At 54.5% G+C, this 21,972-nt stretch carries 22 protein-coding genes, 1 tRNA gene and 1 pseudogene; 7 read left to right on the top strand and 17 right to left on the bottom strand.

What is annotated here, in order from left to right:
* Window positions 1-50 precede the first annotated feature (50 nt).
* The 3 genes from J0X25_RS31520 to J0X25_RS31510 are packed head-to-tail and all read right to left on the bottom strand — an operon-like array spanning window position 51 to window position 3,281.
* Entirely contained in the window at window positions 51-1,277 is a 1,227-nt protein-coding gene (locus tag J0X25_RS31520; RefSeq protein ID WP_207287853.1) for an ABC transporter permease, read from the bottom strand.
* A gap of 2 nt (window positions 1,278-1,279) precedes the next feature.
* Window positions 1,280-2,542, bottom strand: coding sequence for an ABC transporter permease (locus tag J0X25_RS31515; protein ID WP_207287852.1), 1,263 nt, complete (start codon window positions 2,540-2,542; stop codon window positions 1,280-1,282).
* A complete protein-coding gene (locus tag J0X25_RS31510; RefSeq protein WP_207287851.1) occupies window positions 2,532-3,281 on the bottom strand; it encodes an ABC transporter ATP-binding protein in 750 nt (249 codons plus the stop codon). Before J0X25_RS31510 ends, J0X25_RS31515 begins: the two co-directional genes overlap by 11 nt.
* A gap of 371 nt (window positions 3,282-3,652) precedes the next feature.
* Here J0X25_RS31510 and J0X25_RS31505 point away from each other — a divergent pair, with 371 nt between their 5' ends.
* A complete protein-coding gene (locus tag J0X25_RS31505; RefSeq protein ID WP_207287850.1) occupies window positions 3,653-3,790 on the top strand; it encodes a hypothetical protein in 138 nt (45 codons plus the stop codon).
* 304 nt (window positions 3,791-4,094) lie between these two features.
* Here J0X25_RS31505 and J0X25_RS31500 read toward each other — a convergent pair whose 3' ends face one another.
* Together J0X25_RS31500 and J0X25_RS31495 are read right to left on the bottom strand one after the other, a co-directional pair.
* Window positions 4,095-5,012 (bottom strand): NAD-dependent epimerase/dehydratase family protein, encoded by a 918-nt coding sequence (locus J0X25_RS31500; RefSeq protein ID WP_207287849.1) that lies wholly within the window; start codon window positions 5,010-5,012, stop codon window positions 4,095-4,097.
* A 96-nt stretch (window positions 5,013-5,108) separates the two neighbouring features.
* The gene (locus J0X25_RS31495) at window positions 5,109-5,276 is read right to left on the bottom strand and encodes an HVO_A0556 family zinc finger protein (protein ID WP_207287848.1); all 168 of its coding nucleotides are present in this window, start codon (window positions 5,274-5,276) and stop codon (window positions 5,109-5,111) included.
* A gap of 477 nt (window positions 5,277-5,753) precedes the next feature.
* On the opposite strand from J0X25_RS31495, the gene J0X25_RS31490 reads away from it, so the two are divergent.
* Window positions 5,754-6,986: a glycosyltransferase family 2 protein gene (locus J0X25_RS31490; protein WP_207287847.1), complete on the top strand. Its 1,233-nt coding sequence runs from the start codon at window positions 5,754-5,756 to the stop codon at window positions 6,984-6,986.
* Between the two features lie 50 nt (window positions 6,987-7,036).
* On the opposite strand, the pseudogene J0X25_RS31485 reads toward J0X25_RS31490, so the two are convergent.
* Window positions 7,037-8,316, bottom strand: a pseudogene (locus tag J0X25_RS31485) (RNA-guided endonuclease InsQ/TnpB family protein).
* Between the two features lie 220 nt (window positions 8,317-8,536).
* Between J0X25_RS31485 and J0X25_RS31480 the strand changes: the two are divergent.
* Window positions 8,537-8,681: transfer RNA gene (locus J0X25_RS31480), tRNA-OTHER, on the top strand.
* A 62-nt stretch (window positions 8,682-8,743) separates the two neighbouring features.
* Here the strand turns inward: J0X25_RS31480 and J0X25_RS31475 are convergent.
* The 5 genes from J0X25_RS31475 to J0X25_RS31455 all read right to left on the bottom strand — a co-directional run bounded on the left by J0X25_RS31475 (window position 8,744) and on the right by J0X25_RS31455 (window position 10,568).
* Window positions 8,744-8,929 (bottom strand): hypothetical protein, encoded by a 186-nt coding sequence (locus J0X25_RS31475; protein ID WP_207287846.1) that lies wholly within the window; start codon window positions 8,927-8,929, stop codon window positions 8,744-8,746.
* Between the two features lie 109 nt (window positions 8,930-9,038).
* Complete coding sequence (locus tag J0X25_RS31470; RefSeq protein ID WP_207287845.1) at window positions 9,039-9,320, bottom strand: DUF433 domain-containing protein; 282 nt, start codon at window positions 9,318-9,320, stop codon at window positions 9,039-9,041.
* A gap of 146 nt (window positions 9,321-9,466) precedes the next feature.
* Complete coding sequence (locus tag J0X25_RS31465) at window positions 9,467-9,961, bottom strand: HVO_A0114 family putative DNA-binding protein (protein WP_225896661.1); 495 nt, start codon at window positions 9,959-9,961, stop codon at window positions 9,467-9,469.
* 31 nt (window positions 9,962-9,992) lie between these two features.
* Window positions 9,993-10,241: a type II toxin-antitoxin system RelE family toxin gene (locus J0X25_RS31460; protein WP_207287844.1), complete on the bottom strand. Its 249-nt coding sequence runs from the start codon at window positions 10,239-10,241 to the stop codon at window positions 9,993-9,995.
* A gap of 6 nt (window positions 10,242-10,247) precedes the next feature.
* Window positions 10,248-10,568 carry a winged-helix domain-containing protein gene (locus J0X25_RS31455; protein ID WP_207287843.1) on the bottom strand — a complete coding sequence of 107 codons (321 nt, stop codon included), beginning with the start codon at window positions 10,566-10,568 and terminating at the stop codon, window positions 10,248-10,250.
* 102 nt (window positions 10,569-10,670) lie between these two features.
* On the opposite strand from J0X25_RS31455, the gene aglF reads away from it, so the two are divergent.
* Window positions 10,671-11,402: a UTP--glucose-1-phosphate uridylyltransferase AglF gene (aglF, locus tag J0X25_RS31450; RefSeq protein ID WP_207287842.1), complete on the top strand. Its 732-nt coding sequence runs from the start codon at window positions 10,671-10,673 to the stop codon at window positions 11,400-11,402.
* A 4-nt stretch (window positions 11,403-11,406) separates the two neighbouring features.
* On the opposite strand, the gene J0X25_RS31445 is transcribed toward aglF, so the two are convergent.
* Together J0X25_RS31445 and J0X25_RS31440 are read right to left on the bottom strand one after the other, a co-directional pair.
* Window positions 11,407-12,939, bottom strand: coding sequence for an oligosaccharide flippase family protein (locus J0X25_RS31445; protein ID WP_207287841.1), 1,533 nt, complete (start codon window positions 12,937-12,939; stop codon window positions 11,407-11,409).
* A gap of 58 nt (window positions 12,940-12,997) precedes the next feature.
* Window positions 12,998-13,606 carry a hypothetical protein gene (locus J0X25_RS31440; protein WP_207287840.1) on the bottom strand — a complete coding sequence of 203 codons (609 nt, stop codon included), beginning with the start codon at window positions 13,604-13,606 and terminating at the stop codon, window positions 12,998-13,000.
* A 19-nt stretch (window positions 13,607-13,625) separates the two neighbouring features.
* Between J0X25_RS31440 and J0X25_RS31435 the strand changes: the two genes are divergently transcribed.
* Entirely contained in the window at window positions 13,626-13,988 is a 363-nt protein-coding gene (locus tag J0X25_RS31435) for a hypothetical protein (protein WP_207287839.1), read from the top strand.
* A 721-nt stretch (window positions 13,989-14,709) separates the two neighbouring features.
* Here the strand turns inward: J0X25_RS31435 and J0X25_RS31430 are convergent.
* On the bottom strand, window positions 14,710-15,756 hold the full coding sequence (locus tag J0X25_RS31430) for a glycosyltransferase family 4 protein (protein ID WP_226776970.1): 1,047 nt from the start codon (window positions 15,754-15,756) through the stop codon (window positions 14,710-14,712).
* 161 nt (window positions 15,757-15,917) lie between these two features.
* Between J0X25_RS31430 and J0X25_RS31425 the strand changes: the two genes are divergently transcribed.
* Window positions 15,918-16,679, top strand: coding sequence for an FkbM family methyltransferase (locus J0X25_RS31425; RefSeq protein ID WP_207287837.1), 762 nt, complete (start codon window positions 15,918-15,920; stop codon window positions 16,677-16,679).
* Here J0X25_RS31425 and J0X25_RS31420 read toward each other — a convergent pair.
* On the bottom strand, window positions 16,676-17,755 hold the full coding sequence (locus J0X25_RS31420) for a glycosyltransferase family 4 protein (RefSeq protein ID WP_207287836.1): 1,080 nt from the start codon (window positions 17,753-17,755) through the stop codon (window positions 16,676-16,678). The genes J0X25_RS31425 and J0X25_RS31420 overlap by 4 nt on opposite strands.
* A 127-nt stretch (window positions 17,756-17,882) precedes the next feature.
* On the opposite strand from J0X25_RS31420, the gene J0X25_RS31415 reads away from it, so the two are divergent.
* Window positions 17,883-19,490, top strand: coding sequence for an alkaline phosphatase family protein (locus J0X25_RS31415; RefSeq protein WP_207287835.1), 1,608 nt, complete (start codon window positions 17,883-17,885; stop codon window positions 19,488-19,490).
* 19 nt (window positions 19,491-19,509) lie between these two features.
* Here the strand turns inward: J0X25_RS31415 and J0X25_RS31410 are convergent, their stop codons facing one another.
* Together J0X25_RS31410 and J0X25_RS31405 are read right to left on the bottom strand one after the other, a co-directional pair.
* Window positions 19,510-20,631: a glycosyltransferase family 4 protein gene (locus J0X25_RS31410; protein ID WP_207287834.1), complete on the bottom strand. Its 1,122-nt coding sequence runs from the start codon at window positions 20,629-20,631 to the stop codon at window positions 19,510-19,512.
* A gap of 16 nt (window positions 20,632-20,647) precedes the next feature.
* A complete protein-coding gene (locus J0X25_RS31405; protein ID WP_207287833.1) occupies window positions 20,648-21,913 on the bottom strand; it encodes a sulfatase in 1,266 nt (421 codons plus the stop codon).
* Window positions 21,914-21,972 lie beyond the last annotated feature (59 nt).

The following is a 21,972-nucleotide window of genomic DNA, read 5'->3' as shown; positions in this document are numbered from 1 at the left end:
CCCTCTCGAATCGGTGAGGTCCGTCTCTCTCGAGTCGGCCGTCGCCGGTCTCAGATGAGCGTCTCGAATCGCGCGTACAGACTGGCGCGCCACCCGGCGACGACGGCGGCGACCGTGCCGACGCCGACCGCGATTCCGAAGCCGAGCGCGTAGACCGCGGGTGGCGTTCGCAACAGGTTCTCGAAACCGACCAGCGCCGCGGCGAGCGCGTTCAGCGCCAGCGCGGCCGGCGGCGTCGCGAGCAGTCCGAGGGCGCCCCCGCAGAGCCCCAGGACGACCCCCTGGCCGCCGACGAGTCCCGCGATCACGCCCCGCGAGAGCCCGATCGCGCGCAACGCCGCGAGCTCCTCGCGCTGTTGTGCCGCGACGAGCGCCAACAGGTTCACCGTCAAGACGACGCCCGCGAGGACGGCGAGGGCGACGAGCGCGACGCCGCTGGCGAGGAGCAGAACCTGGTCTTCGAACATCGACTCGAACTGCTCCTCGCTCGTCCGGACGTCGTACGCCGGATACTCCGACTGCAGTTCGTCGCTGACCGCGTCCCGATCGGCGCCGTCGGCGACCGTCGCGGTCACGAACGCCGCTCGGTCCGTTCCGGTCGTTCCCGCAATCTCCTGCAGTTCGCTCAACGGCATCGTCACGGTAGAAGTCCCGAGGAACTGCGAGTACGACGACGAGATGCCGACGACGGTGAACTCGCGTTCCGCCGCGGTATCCGGATTCGTGCCGACGTAGATCGAGTCGCCGACCCCGACGTCGAACCGCTCCGCTGTTCCCGGATCGACGATCACCTCCTCGGTCATCGGTCCGTCGTAGTCGCCGTCCCCGTAGTGGACGTCCCCCTCGGAGAACCCGTCCCCTTCCTCGAGCGTCAGTCCCCCGTGCTCGTTCGGGACGCCGACGCCCGAGACGAGTTCGAGGTTCGAGGGGTCCGTGCCCGCGTAGACGGCGTGGAACGCGATCGGGGACGCGCTCTCGACGTCGTCGCGCTCCGCGACGTCGGCCGCGAGGCGGTGGGAATCGGTGATCGGGTTCTCCATCCCGCCGGTCGCCGTGAGCTCGATCGAACCGCCCGTGATCCAGACGTCCTGATCGGCCTCGTCGAACCGATCCTGGCCCGTCTCGAGCACGCCGAGCCCGAGGCTCGCGAGCAGCGTCACCGCGAGTACCGCCAGGGCGATCGCGACGATCACCAGCACGGTGCGACCGAGGTCGTGGCGGAGCTGGGCCGTCGAGAGGCGTCCGACCGCGGCGATCTTGCGGAGCGTTCGGATCACGGTCACTGTCCGAGTTCGGCGACGACGTCCGTTTTCGTGGTGAGATACAGGGGGTACGGGAGCGCGAGCAGGCCGGCGACGACCGACACCCCGAGCGCGTAGGGCACGAACAGCGGATCAGTCGTCGCGATCGGCGACGACGTGACCGTGGTCATTGCCACGTAGTTCGCGAGCGCAACGCCCGCGTAGCCGAGCGCGATCCCGACCGCACCGCCGGCGAGCGTGAGCGCGAGGGTCATGACGGCGATGACGGCGAGTCGGGAACGGCCGGCGAAGCCGACCGCCGCGAGGACCGCGAGGGTCCGGCGCTCGCGTTCGACGAGGAGTGCCGAGGCGGTGGTGACGAACAGCGCACAGATGCCGATACCGACGACCAGGGCGACGGCGCTCGTCGCCAGCGCGAGCGTATCGTCCCGCAACGCGGTCATCCCGCCGTCCGCGCCGGACTCGATCGTCGCGTTCGGGTAGGTCTCCTCGAGGGCCGCTTTCGCGTCGGCGGACTCCGTTCCGACGAGGACCTGATCGGCGAGGTCCTCCTCGTCGGCGCCCGTTAGCGATTGCAGTTCGCTCAGCCGGAGGACGACAACTGGCAGTTCGCTCGTCACTCCCCCGGACTCGGCGTCCTCGATCGCGGTCACTTCGTGGGCCTGTGAGACGGCGCCGGTCCGCGGACTCCTGACGAGCAACGGATCCGTTTCCGACGCTTCGAGTTGCTCGGCGGCGCCCGAGGAAAGCACGACGTCACCCGTCCGCTGACCGTCGTAGTTACCGTCCGCGTAGTGAGGGTCGCCGGGCTCGAGAACGCTGGTCGAAACGCCGCCGACCGGCGGAGACCCCTCACGAGGGACGACGCCGATGGCGAGTACAGTCGTCGAGTCGTCCGATCCACGCGTTCGGATCTCGATGACTTCAACGAGGACGGGCATCGCGTAGTCGACGTCTTCCCGGTCGTCGATCGTCGCCGTTCGATCGTGGACGTCGCCGAGTCGGGGTCCCTCGACCCCGACGACCGGCGACAGCGTTCCCCCCTCGTGGGGCACGACGCGGAGGTCAGCTTCGTCCTTGGAGGTCGTCTCGTCCGCGAGTGCGACGCCGATTCCGGTGACGATGACGAGCACGGCGATCGTGATCGCGACGAGGCCGACGGTCACGGCGGTCCGGCGCGGCGTTTGCCGGGCCTGCGTCGCGATTCGTCCGCCGGCGAAGCGAACGATCGCGACCCACCGGTCGCGGGCGGTACGTTCGGTCGGGTCCTCATCGATCATCGTCGACCACCGTCCCGTCGAGGAGGGAGATCACCCGCTCCGTTCGGTCGACCGCTCGCTCGTCGTGGGTCGCCAGAACGACCGTCCGGTCTCGGGCGGCGTCGACGAGGTCGTCGAGAACGGCCATCCCCGTCTCCGTGTCTAGTTCCCCCGTCGGTTCGTCGGCCAGGATTACGTCCGGGTCGGTGACGAGGGCACGTGCGATGGCGACGCGCTGGCGCTCGCCACCGCTGAGTTCGCCGGGTCGGTGGGTGGTGCGGTCGGCCAGTCCGACCTGCTCGAGTCGCCGCTCGGCGCGCAGGCGTCGTTCCGATCGGCCGTATCCCAACTGCACGAGGGGCAGAGCGACGTTGGCGACCGCCGTCAGCGACGGGAGGAGGTGAAACTGCTGGAAGACGAGTCCGACCCGCTGGCGGCGAATTCGGGTCCGCTCGCGCTCCGAACACGCGGTGAGGTCGTCGCCGAGCAGTTCGACGGTCCCGCCGGTCGGCACGATCAGCCCGGCGATTGCGTGCAGGACCGTCGACTTGCCGCTGCCGCTGGGGCCGATCAGCCCGACGACCTCGCCGGTCTCGATCTCGAGGGAAACGTTCTTCAGGGCCGTGACCGACCGATCGGGGCCGGACCCGAACCAGGAGGAACTGCCCGCGTACTCGTGGCCGATGCCGGTACAGCGGATCGCGACGGACCGTTCGGGTGACCCGGGTGCGTCGCTCCTCGAGGACGAATCGCTTGCCATACTCGGGTAGGTCTATCGTTCCATGCATCCCGCTAGCCATAGTTTGGATCCGCCTACCCAGACACGCGACGAGTCCGACGATCAGTTGCGGGACCACCGCCCTCGGCTACGCTCCGCCCGGTTCAGTCCATTGAACGGCCGTAACTCCGTATTACGTCGACGATCGGCCGCAACGAGCACCGCTCGTGTCCCGGGATTCGGGGTAACGGATCCGTCTCCAGTCGCCTTCCGCGAGTTTTCGAATGGCGAACCTATTTTGGTTACCACCAGGTGGCAATCCATTATCTCGCTAATCCATAATTGCATTTCAGTCACTTCAATAAATATTATACTACGGAACTTTCATTACTCGTTACCACAACGAGTCCGGTATGGGGGACGATCGGGAGCAGCAACTGGTTACGGCGTGTCCGGAGTGCGGTGACGACGGATCCGTCAAACAGACCGTGCCGTGGCAACCGAACATCTGTACGAGTTGCGGTTCGGATATTCCGAAGTCAGACGACTAGTGCGGTGGGGCCGGCGGCTTCCGCGCCCAGCGACGGCCGTCTCGAGGAGAATCGCGTCTCGGTCCCGGTCCCGATCCCGGTCCCGGTCCTCGGACGGCCCCCGCCTCCGGCCGCTGGGCGTTCTTGCGGCGGTGATCTGCCGGTGGACCGAGGCGACGATCGGGAGCGCGGTGATCGCTCCGACCGCGTCGCGGTTGCGATTTCAGTCACCTCCCGCTCGACACTGATTCGGGCGTTGGCTCCGATCGACGGGGGCAGTCGAGCGTTCGCAACTAGTACGAGGCCCTAGTTCCACTAGTGGTGACTAGCGGTACGGCTCACACACCTGCTCGATCCCCTCCTCGAGCGCGATTTCGGGTTCCCAGCCGGTGTCCTCCCGCATCTTGCTCGAGTCGGCGCAGGTGTCGTGGACGTAGACGTCCTCGGGGATGGGATTCTCGATGTACTCGGGGTCGATGTCGGTCCCGAGTTCGTCGTTGAGCATTCCGACGAGTTCGTTGAAGCTGTAGGCGTCACCCGTGCCGAGGTTGTAGACGCCGGTGAGTTCGTGATCCGCGGCGAGCTCGAGGCCGCGGACGATGTCGTCGACGTGGGTGAAGTCCCTCGTCTGGGTGCCGTCGCCGTAGAGGACCGGGGCGTCGCCGCTGGCGAGGTCGTCGGCGAACTGGGCGATCACGTTCGCGTACTCGCCCTTGTGCTCCTCGGCGCCGCCGTATCCCTGGTAGACCGAGAAGAAGCGCATGCCGGCGACGTCCATATCGTAGTGATTGGCGAAGTACTCGCCGTAGCGTTCGCGGGCGAGCTTGGAGGCCTCGTAGCCGGTGTTGACCGAGACCGGCATGTCCTCCGGAGAGGGGTCGGTCTGGCTCCCGTAAATCGAGGAGGTGGAGGCGTAGACGACGGTGTCGCAGCCGTCCTGTCGGGCCTGATCGACGACGTTGACGAACCCCTCGACGTTGACGCGAGCGCCCGTCGTGGGATCCTCCTCGTGCATCGCGTAGGAGGACAGCGCCGCGAGGTGGAAGACGACGTCGACGTCCGTCGGGAGGTCGTCCTCGAGGACGCTCCGGTTTCGGTAGTCGACGGCGGACTCGAGGTTCTCGGGCGTCCCGAGGTACTCGTCGTCGATCGCGACGACGTCGTTGTCGTCCGCGAGGTGATTCGCCAGATTGGAGCCGATAAACCCTGCCCCACCCGTGATGAGAACGCGCTGATTCTGCATGCCGGTACAACTGTCGGTCACCTACGAGAACCCTGCGATCTCCGGTGGTGGCTGATCACCGGTATCGGGTCGCGAAAAACGGGTCGCCCGAGGGCGTTACCAAAGTTGGACGCCGGGCGTGTCGCAGGACTCGCAGACAACGGCGTTCTTCCCCTTGTACTCCTCTCGAACGAGCGTTCCGCCGTCGCAAAACGAACAGTCGGCCCCCTCGAGTGCATCGATCACGGGATGCACGACGGCATCACCTCCCACGGATTGTTGCATAACGGCTTACACATTGCATCTGACCGTGTTAAATCCACGGATCTTCCCGAATTGTAACCGGTTACTCCCGACTGTTCGTGTTCTTTTCTGCTACTGCGGTTCCGGAACGTCTTCAATGTCGCGTATTTCGACCGGACCGAACTATTTCGCAAATCGAAGCCCCGTTCGTCCACCCTAACACGTCCGAATCGCATCCAGTTGACGTCATCGTTGAACTATTCATTTCTATCCGATATTTCTGCGACTGACTACCCGTGACAATGTGCAACGCGACCGAGAAGCCACCCATCGGCCGTTTGCACGCCGTAGCGGGCTCTCCGCGCCGGTTGTATTCAGGAGCTACAAGTCAGTAGTATCCTAGTGCGCGAGCCTCGTCTCTTTACGGATAGTCAGTTTCCGAGGAATATGAATAGCTACTGTTAAGAGGCCAGTCGCGATACACTTTGAGCGTGCGGGGGAGCACATACGAACTCAACGATGTCTTCGAAATCACAATCTAACCAGTCGTCCTCGACTGATCGCCCTCTCGAGGCGGACCGGGGCCTCGAGCGTCGGTCTGCGGACGACCTCCTGGTGGACCGAGGGAGCGACGTCGAGCCGACGTTGTCCGTCGTGATGCCGACGCTGAACGAGGAGGAGGGGATCGAAACCTGTATCAACTGGATCAAATCGGCGGTCGAGGAGCTGCAACTGCCGACCGAGATCATCATCAGCGACAGTTCGACCGATCGAACGCCCGAGATCGCGCGGGAGCTGGGGGCCATCGTCGTCGAACCGGATCAGCCCGGCTACGGCTACGCCTACCGGTACGCGTTCGAACGGGCCCGCGGCGACTACATCGCGATGGGCGACGCCGACACGACCTACGACTTCAAGGACATCCCGCGGCTGCTCAGTCACCTCGAGGAGACCGGCGCGGACATGGTGATGGGGAGTCGCCTCGAGGGGGAGATCAGACCCGGCGCGATGCCGACGCTCCACCAGTACGTCGGCAACCCGCTGCTGACGAAGTTTCTGAACGCGTTCTACCGGGCCGGCGTGAGCGACGCCCACAGCGGCTTTCGCGTGTTCCGCCGGCAGGCACTCGACGAGATGGAGCTCGAGACGACCGGGATGGAGTTCGCCAGCGAGATGATCATGGAAGCCGGCGCGAAGGACCTCGTGATCGAGGAGACGCCGATCATCTACCACGAGCGCGAGGGCGAGGAGACCCTCGAGAGCTTCCGCGACGGCTGGCGACACGTCCGTTTCATGCTCGTCAACGCGCCCGGATTCCTGTTTTCGGTACCCGGAATGCTGATGAGCCTGCTCGGGATGGCCGTGATGGGAGTCGCATACTCCGAGGCGTCGATCAACGGCGTGTCGCTAGGACTGCACTCGATGATCGCCGGGAGTTTGTTGACCATCGTCGGCTATCAGGTTGCGAGCCTCGGGGTGTTCGCCGCGGTGACGAGCGATCCGATCCAGAAGCCCGAAGACCCGATCACGGAACGGGTGATCGGATCGCTATCGCTCGAGCACGGCGCGACGGCCGGCCTCCTGGTCTTTGCTGCCGGGGGGCTGTACGCCGCGGGACTGGTCTACCAGTGGATCTCGAGCGGGTTCGGCTCGCTCGAGTTCACGATGGGGGCGCTGATCGCCTTCACCGCGATCGTCATCGGCCTCCAGACCGTGTTCTCGTCGTTCTTCCTGAGCTCGGTCGAGCGTTGACATCCTCCCAGCCCTGAAGGGCGAGGATTCCCGCGTTGGGAGATTGTGGTTTACGACGTGACCTGTTCTTGAGGTGCGAACGCACCAATCTCCTTGTCTAACAGGAATGTCGATGGCTGTGCCAACCAGCCGTTACTCCTATCACCGCCATTCGTGGCGGGACTCGGAGATACTTTCTGTCGAATGTTCTCAGCACCGTTCACATCCGCGTTCGCCACCGTCTCGCAGTCATCACACACGTACAGTCCGCGTTCAACACGGTTCGCCTTACGCTTCCGACCACAACACGAACACGACTTCGAGGTGTCACGCTCCGAGACCTGCTCAACCGTGATGCCTTCCATCTCGGCTTTGTATTTGAGCAGGTTGGTGAAACGATCGAACGCCCACGAGTGCAAGTCGAGGTTGCCGTGCTTGCCCCAGTTCTTTGACTCACCGTTCTCCTCGTCTTCGCAGATACCGGAGAGGTCACCCACCACGATCGTTCCAACGTCCTCGTCAACACATCGCTGAACGATGTGTTTCGAGAGTATATGGAAGTAGTGGGTGCGGCGAGCCGACTTCTTCTGGTTCAACCGCGTGGCTTGCTCAGAGTCCGAGTTGTCACAGCAGGCGAGACGCTTGCTGAAGTAGTAGTCGTCCTGCTTCAGGCAGTTGAGTGGATACAACTCGGCGTGACCGTCTTCGTATGCGAGGGCGGCGAAGTTGTTGATCCCGAGGTCAACACCCACGTCTTCTCACCGGGCAAGTCGGATGTTTCGATCTCGACTTTGCACACAAAGTGCAGTTCCCACTCATCGCCCGTCCAGACCGCCCGAACCTGTTGGACGCTCTCCACAGCGGAGAGATCTACATCAGGACGAGCCTGGTATTCGCAGAGGATGAAGTCCGACCAATACTCCTTGAGATTCGACCCCTTTGAGAGTCGGACTCGGTTGTACTGAGTGTCGAGTTTGAAGCCTTTGTTCTTGAAGGTGACCGTGCTTCGTGGGTGTTCGTCGTTGTGTTTGCGGTAGCCGGGCGGGTTCGCTCGTGTGTCTCCGTTTTGCCGTTTGCCGTACCAGCCGTTGAACGCCTCAGCGAGTTCTTGAAGGACTCGCTGACTTGACTGAGAATGCAGGTCATCATAGCGTTCGTGCGACTTGAGGTAGGCGGTGAGTTCGTTGTGTTCGGGGATGTAGTCGATTTCATTCCAGACGCGACTGCACGTCCACCGTCCGACGTTCCAGAGTTTACTGGCGGCGAACCCGAGCGAATCGAGGTCGTCTTGCACCTGTTGCTGGTTCCTGATTGAAGCAGTGTATGTGCGCGTGACGACCTGTTTCGCCATACGTAACCTATGTAGAACTGGTTACTTGAATATGTGGATTACGTAGCGTGAAATATCCAGTCGTGCCATCGAACGTCGGTCTGTGAAGGGTAGTGTCGGATTCATCCCCGCCCTAAAGGGCGGGGCTTTTTCCTCGATTTCCGTAAGGGTCGCTCTCGGGTTGTCGCGGTTTGCCGTCCGATGACTTTTTGCCTGGCGTCGTGGTCGTCACTCGAGTCAGGGGTGTGTAGTTCAGTCCGGAAGAACCGCTGAACCGTCGACGTGGGTCGGGCGAGGGGCGCGAGTCCGCGCGGCGCGTCGTTCGCGAGAGGGGAGTGCTCGGACAGCAGGTCAGCAGGCCCGGGGTTCGAATCCCCGCATACCCACTGTCGGTTGTCAGGCTCGAAGGGAGTGGTGATGTTCTACAGACTGTTCGGTTTCGTCGGCGTTACGCGTCGGGGTCGGCCGACCCGACCGTGGGGATGTCGACCACCGTCTCCTCGGGGTCTTTCCGCTGTTTGCCCGTCGGCGAGTAATGCTCCCGGACGTACTCCCGGCCGAAAGGATGCTTCAGAAGTCCCCAGTAGGCCATCGTCCGCTCGAGTCGGACCAGCACGCGTTTGCGAGCGTTCATGGCTGTACGAGGTGACGGCAGGGACTTATCCGTTCGTAGCGTTTCGAGGCGCGTATCGAGACGTGAGTCGTGGCGAGCCGAGAGTCGTAGTGGGGGATCAATCGAGACGTCATTCGCGGACTGTATCGGGATCGGTCGTCAATTCCGCGTACTCGTCGGCGGCCTTCCGACGCTGGTTCTCGACCGTTCGCATCTCGTCGGGATGGTCGTGATAGTATGTGAGCGCTCGGTAGACGTCCGCCACGTCGAGGTCGTGCCGATTGGCGACCGTCCGTGGCTCGAGTCTTCGATCTTCGACCTGTGTCTTGATGAACTGAACCGTCAGTCGCCTCCCCTCGAGGTGCGGTTCGTCGTGGAGCTCGCGAACGATCGCCGTCCCCATCTGGCTCATACCGGAGGTAGTTCGCCATCGCACTTGAACCGTGGGCCGAGTCCCTCGAGTGGAGTTCCCTCGAATCGACGCCGAATCGGGGGACGGGACCGTCCGCTCTCGATCATCGCGGCCTTCAACCCGGCGCTCGTCCTCGTCTCGCCAGGTCAGGCCGGTGCGATATCGTCGGCCGGGTTCGGTGTCGAAATCTCGAGGCTGACCTCGATGCTCTCGTACGGGACGAACGGACGCTTCGCCCGCCCGGCCTGCTCGAAGTGAACGATATCGTACTCGGCCAGTACCTGGAGGTCGTCGTGGACCGTCTTGACGTCGCGGTCGAGGCGCTCGGCCAGCCGACGGATACTGTCCGGTCGCTCGGCCATGATGCTCCGAAGGAGTTCGATCCGTCGGTCCGTGAGCAGCGCCCGGAGATCGCTCGGTTTCTGGAAGTTGATGACGTGCGGGACCTCCTCGCCGTTCTCCCAGCGCTCGAGGCGCTCGAGCGCTCCCCGTCGGTGGGCGTCCTCCGAGTCAGAGGTAATCCGGAGCGTCGACGGGTACGCTTCCGGGTCTCGATCCTCGAGGAACTCGGCCTCGGCTTCGGTGTCATCCATCGAAATTTCCTCGTTTTCGGTCTCGTCGGTGGTGGATTCGTCGTGCATGATCCGTCACCTCTTCCGGCGCGGGAGGATGTCAGTCGTAGACGTTATCTCGAGTGTCGATCTCCAGCACTCTCAGTTCGCCTCGTTGCCCGTCCCAGTCGATAATCGCCCGTCGTTTGCCGATCCGGAGCGAATACTCTTCGCGGCCCTTCAGCGGCTTCAAATGCCGTTCGGGGTTCGCCCCGGCGTCGCTCAATTTGGATCGAATTCGGTCTTCGATATCGTTCGGGAGCGACTCGAGTCGCTTCTCCACGTCCGGGTGTAACAGTACCCTCGCCATCCGTCGTTACAGTTCCGTCCACTCGTCGGACTCCTTTCGAGTCTCGACGCGGTCGACGGTTTCGGCGTCGAGTTCCGGTGCGACCTCCGCCCACCAGCCGACCGCTCTCGCGCCGAACTTCTTCCGGCTCACCAGGCCCTCCTCGGTCATCCCCTCGAGTCGGCGGCGGACGCCTTCCGAGGTGATGGATTTGCCGAACCGTCGAAGACCGTCGGCGACTTCCGTCGTCGTGAGAACTGGATCGTCCTCGTAGTCGAAGACCTTGAGGATGTCCTGTTCGGTGACGGTCTCCTCGAACCGGCCCGCATCGTCGCGTCCCTGACTCATATCGGTCCGTTCGGAAGCGAGCCCCATAACCGTTTTGCACGTGCAAACCGGATTGGATGACACCCCGTTTCTATATGGGTTCCCGTCATCAATACGTCGCGTATGAAAGCAGTCGTACTCGCGGCGGGCGAAGGAACGCGGCTCCGACCGCTCACCGAGGACAAACCCAAGGGAATGGTCGAGGTCGACGACAAACCGATTCTCACCCACTGTTTCGATCAACTGGTGTCGCTGGGCGCCGACGAGCTGATCGTCGTCGTCGGCTACCTCAAGGAGAAGATCATCGATCACTACGGCGACGCGTACGAGGGCGTTCCGATCACGTACAGTCACCAGCGCGAGCAGCAGGGCCTGGCTCACGCGTTGTTGACCGTCGAAGAGCACATCGACGACGACTTCATGCTGATGCTCGGCGACAACGTGTTCCAGGCGAACCTCGAGGACGTCGTGCGTCGCCAGCGGGAGGACCGCGCCGACGCCGCGTTCCTGGTCGAGGAGGTCCCGTGGGACGAGGCCGACCGGTACGGGGTCTGTGATACGAATAAATTCGGTGAGATCACGGACGTGGTGGAGAAGCCCGACGATCCGCCGTCGAATCTGGTGATGACCGGGTTCTACACGTTTACGCCCGCGATCTTTCACGCGTGTCATCTGGTGCAGCCGTCTAATAGAGGGGAGTACGAGATCAGTGAGGCGATCGACTTGCTGATTCAGAGCGGGCGGACGATCGATGCGATTGGCTTGGAGGGATGGCGGATCGACGTTGGGTATCCCGAAGATCGGGAGGAGGCAGAAGAGCGGTTACAAGATTATGCAACTAAATCAACATCGTGAACGATTACTTACCCTCTCCAGTAGTATGGCTGATGTGGTGAAGGAAGCTAAGAATCCACTTCGAGAACGGTTCCGGAATACGTGAAACTAGTGGCAGAACCTCTTCATGGTCAATCGTACGCGTTCGAACAGCGATCACCAAATATATGATTAGTCCTACTGGGGGAACAACTATTAACGAAAGAATAGCTGACTTTATCAAAAAAGAAATGCCAAAGATAAGTAGAGCGGATGAAACTGATGTGGTAGCAAGGCGTACAAAGCGAAGATCGGCAAATGGATCATAGCCGATTTTTCGAGCAACAATTCCATGGAATATGAGCATTGAACCATAACCAATACTTGTAGCAACTGCGGCGCCGATCATACTATAACGTGGTATCAGGATAATATTTAGCAATAGATTGATTAGTGCTGCAAGACCTGTCGCTATGATGAGGGGACGGAGCTCACCTTTCCCCTGTCCAATTGCAAAAATTGGCCGAGCAATCGCAAAGCCTAGGGCGCCCGGGAGAAGCAATAAGAGTGGGATTATTGATTCAGTGAACTCTTTCCCAAAATAAAGCGGTACAAAATGATCAGCTAACGCAGCAATTCCAATGGCTAGCAATAGTGTAAAAAGAATTGTGAATCTTGTTACGCGTGCAGCGATATCTGTGATCTCGGAAAGATCACGTTTGGTCCACATTTCCGAAGTTGAATGAAGGAGAGCTGTTTGTGCTGCAATTGGCACAAACCACAGAAACTCCGCAATGAGTAGAGATGCTTTGTAATAACCAGTGGCTGTGCTTCCGGCTAGTGGTTGTAACAAGATAATGTCGACATTATAGAGAGAATTCATAAGGAATATTAGTACTATACTATATAAATTGAAGGTCAATAATTCTAATTTAGGAAACCCTTCCGGAGGGTTGCGAAAAATTGAATGTAAATTATATCTATCAGATATATAGTATAGACCAATAATTGTAGCGAAGGTACTAGCTAGAATATGTCCGATAAGGACCCCTGTTACGCCGTACCCAATAATTGCGAGGGATAATCCTATAAAGGCGAACATCATCTTTTCAACCACTAAGAGTGGCTCAGAAATGTGCTCTAAACCTTTCCCCATGAGAGAACTCCGTATAATAGAGGAGAATTGCCTACCAAAGATCAGTATCGCGACTAAGTAGAGATAATACTCAAATCTATGCCCAATTATGTTTCCCACAATTCCAGAGGCAGATAACACAAGAAAGAAAATAGCACCAATACTGGCTAATAGTGCTCCTTGCCGTGTATAGTATCCAAAAACATTACTCTCCCAGGTTGGACCTGATCGATCTTCTGCAACAAATTTTCGAATACCATCATTTATACCTGCGTTTATAATGATCATAGCCAATCCCAGCAATGAGAGTATAAACGAATAGTCACCATACTGGGCACTACCTAATGAACGAACAAGTAATGGTGTTATCGCTAATGTCAAAATTAGTGTGCCGATCTTCGCAGATAGGATAGATAAAAATCCTCGAAGCGCATCTATTTGCATTAGATCAGTATACTATATTCTGCTTTGTAGCTTTCACGAAGTCCTTGCTAGGGGCGCATTATATTGTGCTGGGACAGCCTCCAACTGAAATTCCACCCGAATTGTAAATAACCTCTTGTTCAGGAGGGCGTATCCATTGTTTGGTTCCAGCGTAGTGTTCTCGTTCGATACTATAGCCCCTACATTCGTTAGTTACTCCCCTTTCGACTATTGATGAATAATCACTTGCGTGCCAAAGGAGTGGCTGTTCAGCTATAACCTCTTCTTCCCCATAAGTTGTGACCCAGTTGCCTATCGCAAATTCAGATGGCGTATAATGTGACTCTCCATAAACCATATCGGTTTGATCATTCTTAACCAATTGAGGAGGGATAGCAGCAATTTGAGTTGCTATTAGAAGCACTACTAATATGATTGCAATTGTTTGCTCCTGAGGTACCTTTATTTGACGAAAATACAGCACTGCTATGGCTGCTGTTAGTATAACTGGCAATAATGGGGTGAAAAGACGAATTGGATCTAGGGGGATTACTTTCCCACCTATCAATGTAAAGAAATATGACGCACCCAATAAGCCAGCTAATACTGCCCAAGCTTGTTGCCAATCCAGAAGGAACTTTTCAGATAAAAAGCCTCCAGCTACAATTATACATAGTATTATTAACACTACAAAAGCAGATCGAGAAATGAATTGGCGTGGCGCAAGTTTACTAAATTCAAAAAAGCCTGGTCCAGTTGCATCAGTACTTGGTGCAGGAGTTGTACCATTGAAAATAGATCCAATAATGGTATTAATCCCCCATTTTGTGAAGGATATATACAACATAGAGAGAATAGATAATAACACGAGTGTTGCAATAATTGAATATATTGGCCTTACTCTTGTAGAAGTTCTTATCGTTTCTAATCTATCGGAAATTATGTTAAGTGGGAGAATTGGAATGAAAGCCCATATAAATAGGATAAAGACAGTAAGTAAAGCAGTGAAATGGTGCGAGAATAAAGTAGCAATTAGAACAGGAATGATTAGAAATGGGTGTTTCTTATAGTTAGATGTGATGAATATCATAGAGATGATTGAAAATAGAAGCGTAATCGCTAGCATCTCTTCTATGAATTTTGTTTGAAATAGCAGTAGAGTACGACTTGATGCAACTCCAATCGAAATAAGAAAGGAGATCTGTGAAGAGAATGACCGACTCAGTCCGATAAAAAGCAGAGCGGGGATTGAGGTAACTATTAGAGGAAGGTATTTACCAACAGTTTCTACATCTGATTCTAATATGGAAACTACCAACGACGTGAGTGAGTATAACGCAGGCCAATCCCCTTCATAAGAGATGAATAGTTCCCATCCACTTTGAAAAGATTCGTAGCCGGAAAGGGTATGAAGATATGGGTCATGACCAAACAGACCCATCTCATTTGGTCCAATAACGACTAACATAGATATGAATGATGTACTAATTAGAAATATTGTTAGTATGAATTTAGTCGGATCACACAAGAAGCAAACAAGAATAGGAGTGATGAATAATAAGCCTAAGAGGGCATAGTTAAATGTTATTGGAAAAGAATAGATGGTACGCAATGAAAGGAAAGCAAAGAAAGAGAAGAAAATACAATAGATACTAACTCCAGTTTTTAGCCAATGAGAAGATCCAGATCTGTATTCTGGCATGGTAACTTTCATTAATACGGTAGCAGATAATGAGTCTATCGTTGACTCATTAAGTATGAGGATGTTCTATGACTATCATCAAAAACTGGTTAGGCAATAGTTCTTTCGAAGACGCCAATCGTTTGGTTTGCGACGTTCTCCCAGGAATATTTTGAGGCTTTTTGGACACAAGGAGCTTGTTCTATCTCACGAACTGCTTCAACTCCTGCTAATAGATTTGGAGTTACTCTACCACAGGAGTCATCTACGATCTCAGCAGCGCCACAATATTCACTGACTACAACAGGCGTGCCACAGGCAAGTGATTCCAGAATCACATTACCAAAAGCCTCAAACTTAGCTGGGTGTATTGTGGCTATCGCTGAACTATAGTATTTTGCGAGTTGATTCTGGCTAAGACGACCAAGTGAATGCAGGTTATCTGAGTTGAATTTTATATCCCCTGCAACATATATTGGGTACGGTGATTTTTCAGCGAAGTCTATTACTTTTCCCAACCCTTTCCGAGGTATTGTTCCAACAAATAGAACAAACTCCCCGTTCTCTATATCCCTTGGATAGAAAATATCCCTGTCTACTCCATTATGTATGACTTCAGATGGTGATGTGATCGTATATTCCCTTTTCCAAATTTTCCTTGTAAGGGCACTATTGAATATTAGATGGTCGGCTAAGTCAAGAGACCGTTGAGCTGCCCATGATCGAGTAGGCTGAAGTGCCGTTTCTAGTGCTTTCATAAGGGATCCCATCGTCTTTCGATAATATTTCCTCCCCTCATGCTTTGCATCATGGAACTTATATACAGTTGGTATCTCAAGTGAAAACGGTAATTCTGTGTGGGAAACAGCGATATCGTATTTATCTATGGATAGATTCCCTATTTCCCGGTATAAGAAAGCCGGAAATTGGAGGTGATAGGCAACCATTGACGGATAATCAATCCAATGAACATCAATATTTGGATCTATATCAATTGAATCAATAGGATCGACATTTCTAGGCCGTCCAGCTATCACTGTTATATTATGGCCCTTCTTAGATACTTCAGAATAGAGGTTTTCTAGGTGGTAAGATAAACCTCCAACCACATAAGGAGGGAATTCACGAGTGATAACTAGTATCTTCATATTGGTCATGAATCACCCTTTGGAGTATAGGGGTTTTGATTCACTAATCTTTGATCTGATCACGATTGAGTGATTTTGGTACAAAATTGTATATTTATGCACGTATGTGCCATATCTTATATTAGGTAAATTCCAATGGTTGTTTATAGATAGATGCCTAATGCGGATCTATGACTATGAGAAGATTGGCACAAAAGGCAGTTTCTGTCTATCAGGAAGAAGGAATGCAAACAGTTCTTAGAAATATTCCTACTGCTATCCTTACACGATCGCATGGATATTTTAATAGGAGTGATATAGTAACTGATGGTGATATTCTTGTCCCTTCTTCAGAGAGCATTTCAAATAATGAGATTGGTAGAATTCATTTCGGTTGGCATGAACAATCTGAGCGCTTAGCTATACAAAAATACCTCCCCACGGATATTCCTGTTATTGAACTGGGGGCGGGTATTGGTTATATTTCATCATATATAGACGAAACACTTCAAGAGGAAGAACATCTTGCAGTAGAAGCGAATGAAAACTTATGGAGTGCACTAGAGTTAACTCGAGAACTGAATTCTGCATCCTATAAGATAATAAAAAAAGCATATCACCCAAATAGCTCATCAGTGTCATTAAGCAATTCAACAGATTATTCTGAACAGTCTGTCCTAGAACGTTCTGGTGGTATTCGGACAGTATCTCTAAAAGATCTTGTCAACAAATATGATCTCGATAAATTCGCTCTAGTTGCTGATATTGAGGGAGCTGAGAGATTAATTATTGAAGAAGAGATTGAATTGCTCAGAAAACATTGTCCGTGGATTATAGTTGAATGGCATGGGACAATTTCTGAAGACGTTCTTCTTAAATCAGGCTTTGAAAAAGTATCGGAGATAGATGAGGTGTATATTTTCCTAAACAAGGAACTTAAATACATGATCTAGACTATATCTTCGCAAACCTCTAAAAGCAGATCGGTAGTATTTGCCCAAGTAAACTCTTTAGAACGCTCTTTTCCACGACATTCCATTTTTGCACGATATCCGTCATCTACTAAAAGCTTGTGTATTTCTTCTGCAAATTGTTCTGTATCATGCGGATTAACTAGTATTGCACCATCATCTAGGATCTCGGGCATAGATGCAGCATTTGATGCAACAACAGGTGTCCCGGTTGCCATGGCTTCCAAGGGGGGGAGCCCAAACCCCTCATGCAATGAGGGATACAAAAATACATGAGCATTCTTATACGTGTACTTTAGTTCGGAATCAGATATGTATCCAGTAATATGGATCTCATCCTCTAACGATGGGGTTTTATTATAAATATTCCCATTTTCTGGCCCGACTAGTACAAGAGAATGTTCCATATTGTATTTGTTTTTCAATATCCTGAACGAATCAATAGCTGCATCCAGATTTTTCCTGTTACCAAAATCCAAGGCAGAAGAAACAACTAGGATGTATTTTTCAGGTAGATCTAAGGGCGTGATATCTCTATCAGAGATAAAGTATTGATCAACCCCATTGTATATTACTTCTATTTTATCTGAGCCCACATTCAACTCTTCTATAACCTCATTTTTTGAAAATTCAGATGGAGTGACTATTTTATTAGCTACAGAACAGGCTATCGGTAAGGTGACATTTCTATAGGTCTTGTGAAGTGGATCCATCCACCCTTTTTTCGAACCAACATCATGAACCCACATTATGACTGGGATAGTGGTTTTAGTGAGGGGACCATTCCCATTGGGAGCGAAAATAACATCTACCCCGTATTTTTTCGCGAACAATGGAAGCACAGTTCGTTCCCATAATACACCGAACGCCCTATGATCCGATATATAATAATCATCAACGACAGTAGTAGCGAACTCTTTTTGGATTGATTGGTGTCCAAATAGAATGACTTCATGATTTGAATCAGACACAAGCTCATGCGTCACGTTTTTTGCCGCTTGAACAGAACCACCAGGTTCCTTTGTTGAGAAAGTTCTTGCATTAACTCCGATCTTCACTCTAAATCCCCCTTCTTTCTCTATCTAAACGACGTCTCTAATAAAGCTTACAATTTCTACTACCTATGAAGTCATGACGAGCGGACAACCACAACAATTATGTCCTGTATTTGCACTGGATAGAATAATGGGTGCCAGAGAGCCAGTTATTTTGATTGGTCTTGATGGATTAGGTGAAGGAGAAATTCATGACTGGGTATCTCCAGATCATTTATCGAACCTATATAAGCTACGTTCTGGAGGAAACATAATTAACCTGAAAAGCACACATCCTCCATGGACACCCTGTGCATGGCCTTCTTTTCTCAGTGGCCGTAACCCAGGTAAACATGGTGTTTTTGACTTTTTTACTCGTGAGGCTTACGATAAGCGTCTGATCAAACGATGGGATGTTGATGCTCCGTATCTATACGAAGTAACTGATAGAAAGGACCTCACCTCGATCACCATAAATTATCCAGTCACACATCCTGCTTCCAGTATCGAGAATGGTGCTATCGTCCCAGGATATCTTGCTCGCGAAGACGTGTCGTTTCACCCAGAACACCTTCGAGATGAGTACGAATCCGAACACGGCGAATATATCATATACCCAGAATACGGAGCCGACGAAGACGCCGTCAGCGAATACGTTAATGTTGCTCGTCATCGGCGAGACATGGCGCGATTTCTTGACGAACGATACGACTGGGACTTATTAGCTGTCCAGTTTCAGGTTACGGACTCTATTTTCCATGATCTCGATGATCACAACGAGATCCGCCAAGTCCTCGAGAAAGTCGATGAATACATCGGAGACATAATCGAACTCGCCAGAAAGGATCCGACCGTCTTCATCGCGTCGGATCACGGCATGGGTGACTACGAGTGGACATTTTACGTCAACTCTTGGCTTGCCGAGCACGGTTACTGTGAAACGACGACAGGTGATACCCAGTACTTCTGGCAACAGAAGGAGACACTAAAGGGAACAGATGACGAAACCGATGAATCGAGCCCCCTAGAGACTGCCATTGGTACGGCGGCGAATGCCCTCTCGAAAGTCGGACTCTCTCCCCATCACGTTCATCAGGGACTTTCCGCAGTTGGACTGGCAAAGGCCGTCGAACGAATACTTCCTGAAGACGCGCTCGTCGTTGCACAGAACCAAGTCGTCGATCACGCCAACTCAGAGGCGTTCCAGTTGTATTTCAATAGCCTCGGAGTACATTTGAACGTTGAAGGTCGAGATACGAACGGACAGATCCCGGAATCAGAGTACGAAGAGACACGCGACGAACTCATCGCTGAACTCGAGCAGGTCCGCGACCCTGATGGCGAACTAGTCTTCGACGAGGTTCTCCCTCGGGAGGAAGTGTACGAGGGGAAGCATCTTGAGGATGCGCCGGATATCGTCTTCATCCCGCGAGACTATCAGTACGATGTCAGCGGCTCGATTCTAGATACGTTCCGACGATATCCGCACAAGAACCACAAACCGGACGGAATACTCCTCTCGAACCGAGAGCTCACGTGTGACGACCGGGCCAAAATCTACGATATCGCACCAACCGTCGCGGCAGCGCTCGGGATCCCTGTCGATACAAACACTGATGGGGAAGTCCTCCTCGACGGAATCGACGATATCGAACGTGCGGATTGGGACGAGCTGGCAGAAGGATACGGGACCGCGGGATCCGACACGGATATGTCAGATGTCGAGGGCCGACTCGCAGATCTCGGATATATGGAGTGAGGACCGTCGAGGGCGTCGTTCAGTTCGTGGCAGTGATCCGTTCGTAAATCCGATTCGTCTGTTCGGCGACGCCCTCCCACGAGTACTCGTCTTCGACTAGTTCGTATGCATTTGCGGCCCACTCTGTTCTCTCGTCTTCGTTCGATAGTGCGTACTGAATCGCGTCTGCAAGCTCACTCGGTGATTCCGGCGGAACGAGATACCCGGTCTCTTCGTGTTCAACGAATTCAGCGATTCCTTCGACATCGCTTGTGATAACTGGAACCTCACCTGCCCACGCCTCGAGTAACGTCAACGGGTGTCCTTCCCATACCGAAGGTAAAACGAACAGTTGGGCTCGTCGATAGTATCGCGGAATCGCTTCGTCCGAGACGCGTCCTTCGAACTGGACGCGATCGGCAAGCCCGTAGCGTTCGGCCTGAGCTTTCAACTCGTCACCTTTCGGCCCCGTCCCGACAATCACGAGGTCCGTATCCGGAATGTCGTCTGCGATTCGATCGAACGCCTCGATCAGATCACTCACCCGTTTCTTGGGTGCGAGACGGCCGAGGAACAGGATTTCGTCACGACGCTCGACATCGACATCGAACCGGTCGAGATTGACGCCGTTCGGAACGCAGGAGAGATTCGTGTGATGCTCGCTGAGGAGATCGAGATGCTCCGTATTGACCGAGATGACGTGATCGTAGTCGAAGTTGAGAACGAACAATCGCTCGAGGCGCCGTTTCACGTGAGCGAGCATCGATTCGTCACGGCCGACACCGGACGTAAGCGCTGTTCCGTGCACAGTGAAGACCGTCGATGCGTCCGTGAGTGCGCCACCGGTTCGTGTCGGAACCGCCGGTAAGAACGTATGTCCGTGGACGATATCGAAATCCTCTGTAAGCAGATGCGGTACTGGCGTTCCGAGGGACGAAACGCGACCGATCGAATTCCAGTATTCCGTCGACGGTTTCAATCGGTGGACTCGAACGGCTCCGTCGACGAACGTTTCCGTGCCAGTATGGTTCCGTCCATCTTTTTCGAGCGCTCGCGTGTATATATCGATCGTGTGGTCGAACTGTCTCGCGAGTGCAACCGAGAGCTCCTTGACGTGTACTGGTCCGCCACCGGTACGCGGCCACCAGTCGTCCTGTATCATCGCGATTCTCATCGAATCACTCCTTGTATCCCAGCGCTTCCAGTCGTCGATCGATCTCCTCGTCGACGTCGCCGGTATCGGCTACGTCGTCGCCATTTTCTCTCCCCATACGCGCTTCGACGTGTGCCTCAAGCTCGTTCCGAAGCGATCGGGACGTACAATCGGTAAACGAGAGCGCTTCCGTTTCTTGATCTCGTTCGCAGAAACACGCCCCCTCCCGAGTCCGAAGTGCGTATCGCCGGACGTGACTCTCGTCGTCTTCACCGCGGGCCTGCATGAACACGGTTCGATCCTCTTCGAATGATCCGAGCAGGGAAGTCCCGTCGTGATCACTGCTAGTAGCAACGGACTGCTCGACTGTCGCGGCGATATCCAGCGTACTGGCTGGTATCGATACCTCGTCGTCAGCCCCGCCAGGAGGTCGAACCATTAGTGGGACGTGGATGATCTCGTCGTGAAGGTATCGCGGATGCTCGTAGTACCCGTGCTCGCCGAATGCATCACCGTGATCGGCAGTGAAAATGAGCAACGATCGCTCAAGTAACTCCCGTTCTCGCAGCGACTCGAGGAACTCTCCAATCCGTTCGTCGTTGTACCGAATCTCGGCGTCGTAGAGAGCAATCAACAGTTTCTGCTCTTTCTCGGTGATCGAATCAGGATCCTTGATTGCCCGTCGGTACAGCGACTGTGCATCTCGGCCCGACAATTCCTCGACGTGGTACAACTGCTCGTATTCGCCAGGCGGCTCGTACGGACCGTGCGTATCCATGTAGTGATTCCAGAGGAAGAACGGTTGATCATCGTCTAGCGAATCGATCCAGGAGAGGGACCGTTCGTTGATCTCCTCGGCTCGAGCGTAGTGACGATTCCGCAGTTTGTCGAGTGCCCGCTGGGCCAGCGCGATGAGCTTGTGTTTCCCGAAATGCAAATCGTCGTTGAACTCGTCGAATCCGCGGTCGAAGCCGTACGCGCGGGAGATGAACGGATTCGAATGGAATCCGCCAGTAGCGAATCCGTGTTCGGAGAGCGTTGATGCAATTGTATCAGTTGCAAGCCGATAGTCAGGCCCAACTGCGGTGTCCGGATACTCTCCAGTCAACAGCGCGGGAACTGCTTCTCTCGTGTGCGAACTCGCGCTATAGGCGTTGGTGAAGTGAAGACTCTCGTCAGCCAGCTCGTCGAGAACGGGTGACGTTTCCCGATGATAGCCGTGACACGAGAGGTGATCTGCCCGTAATGCATCCGCCGAGAGCAGAATGATATTGTCCCAATCCTCAGCCATTGTTGGCAAAGAGGGAGAGGAAGTCTTTATAGCTTTATTCTCCAGTGACATACTAGGGC

Origin of the sequence: Haloterrigena alkaliphila, assembly GCF_017352155.2 — an archaeon.
In the GTDB taxonomy this organism is placed as follows: domain Archaea; phylum Halobacteriota; class Halobacteria; order Halobacteriales; family Natrialbaceae; genus Haloterrigena; species Haloterrigena alkaliphila.
This window is presented reverse-complemented; position numbering and strand designations above follow the sequence as displayed.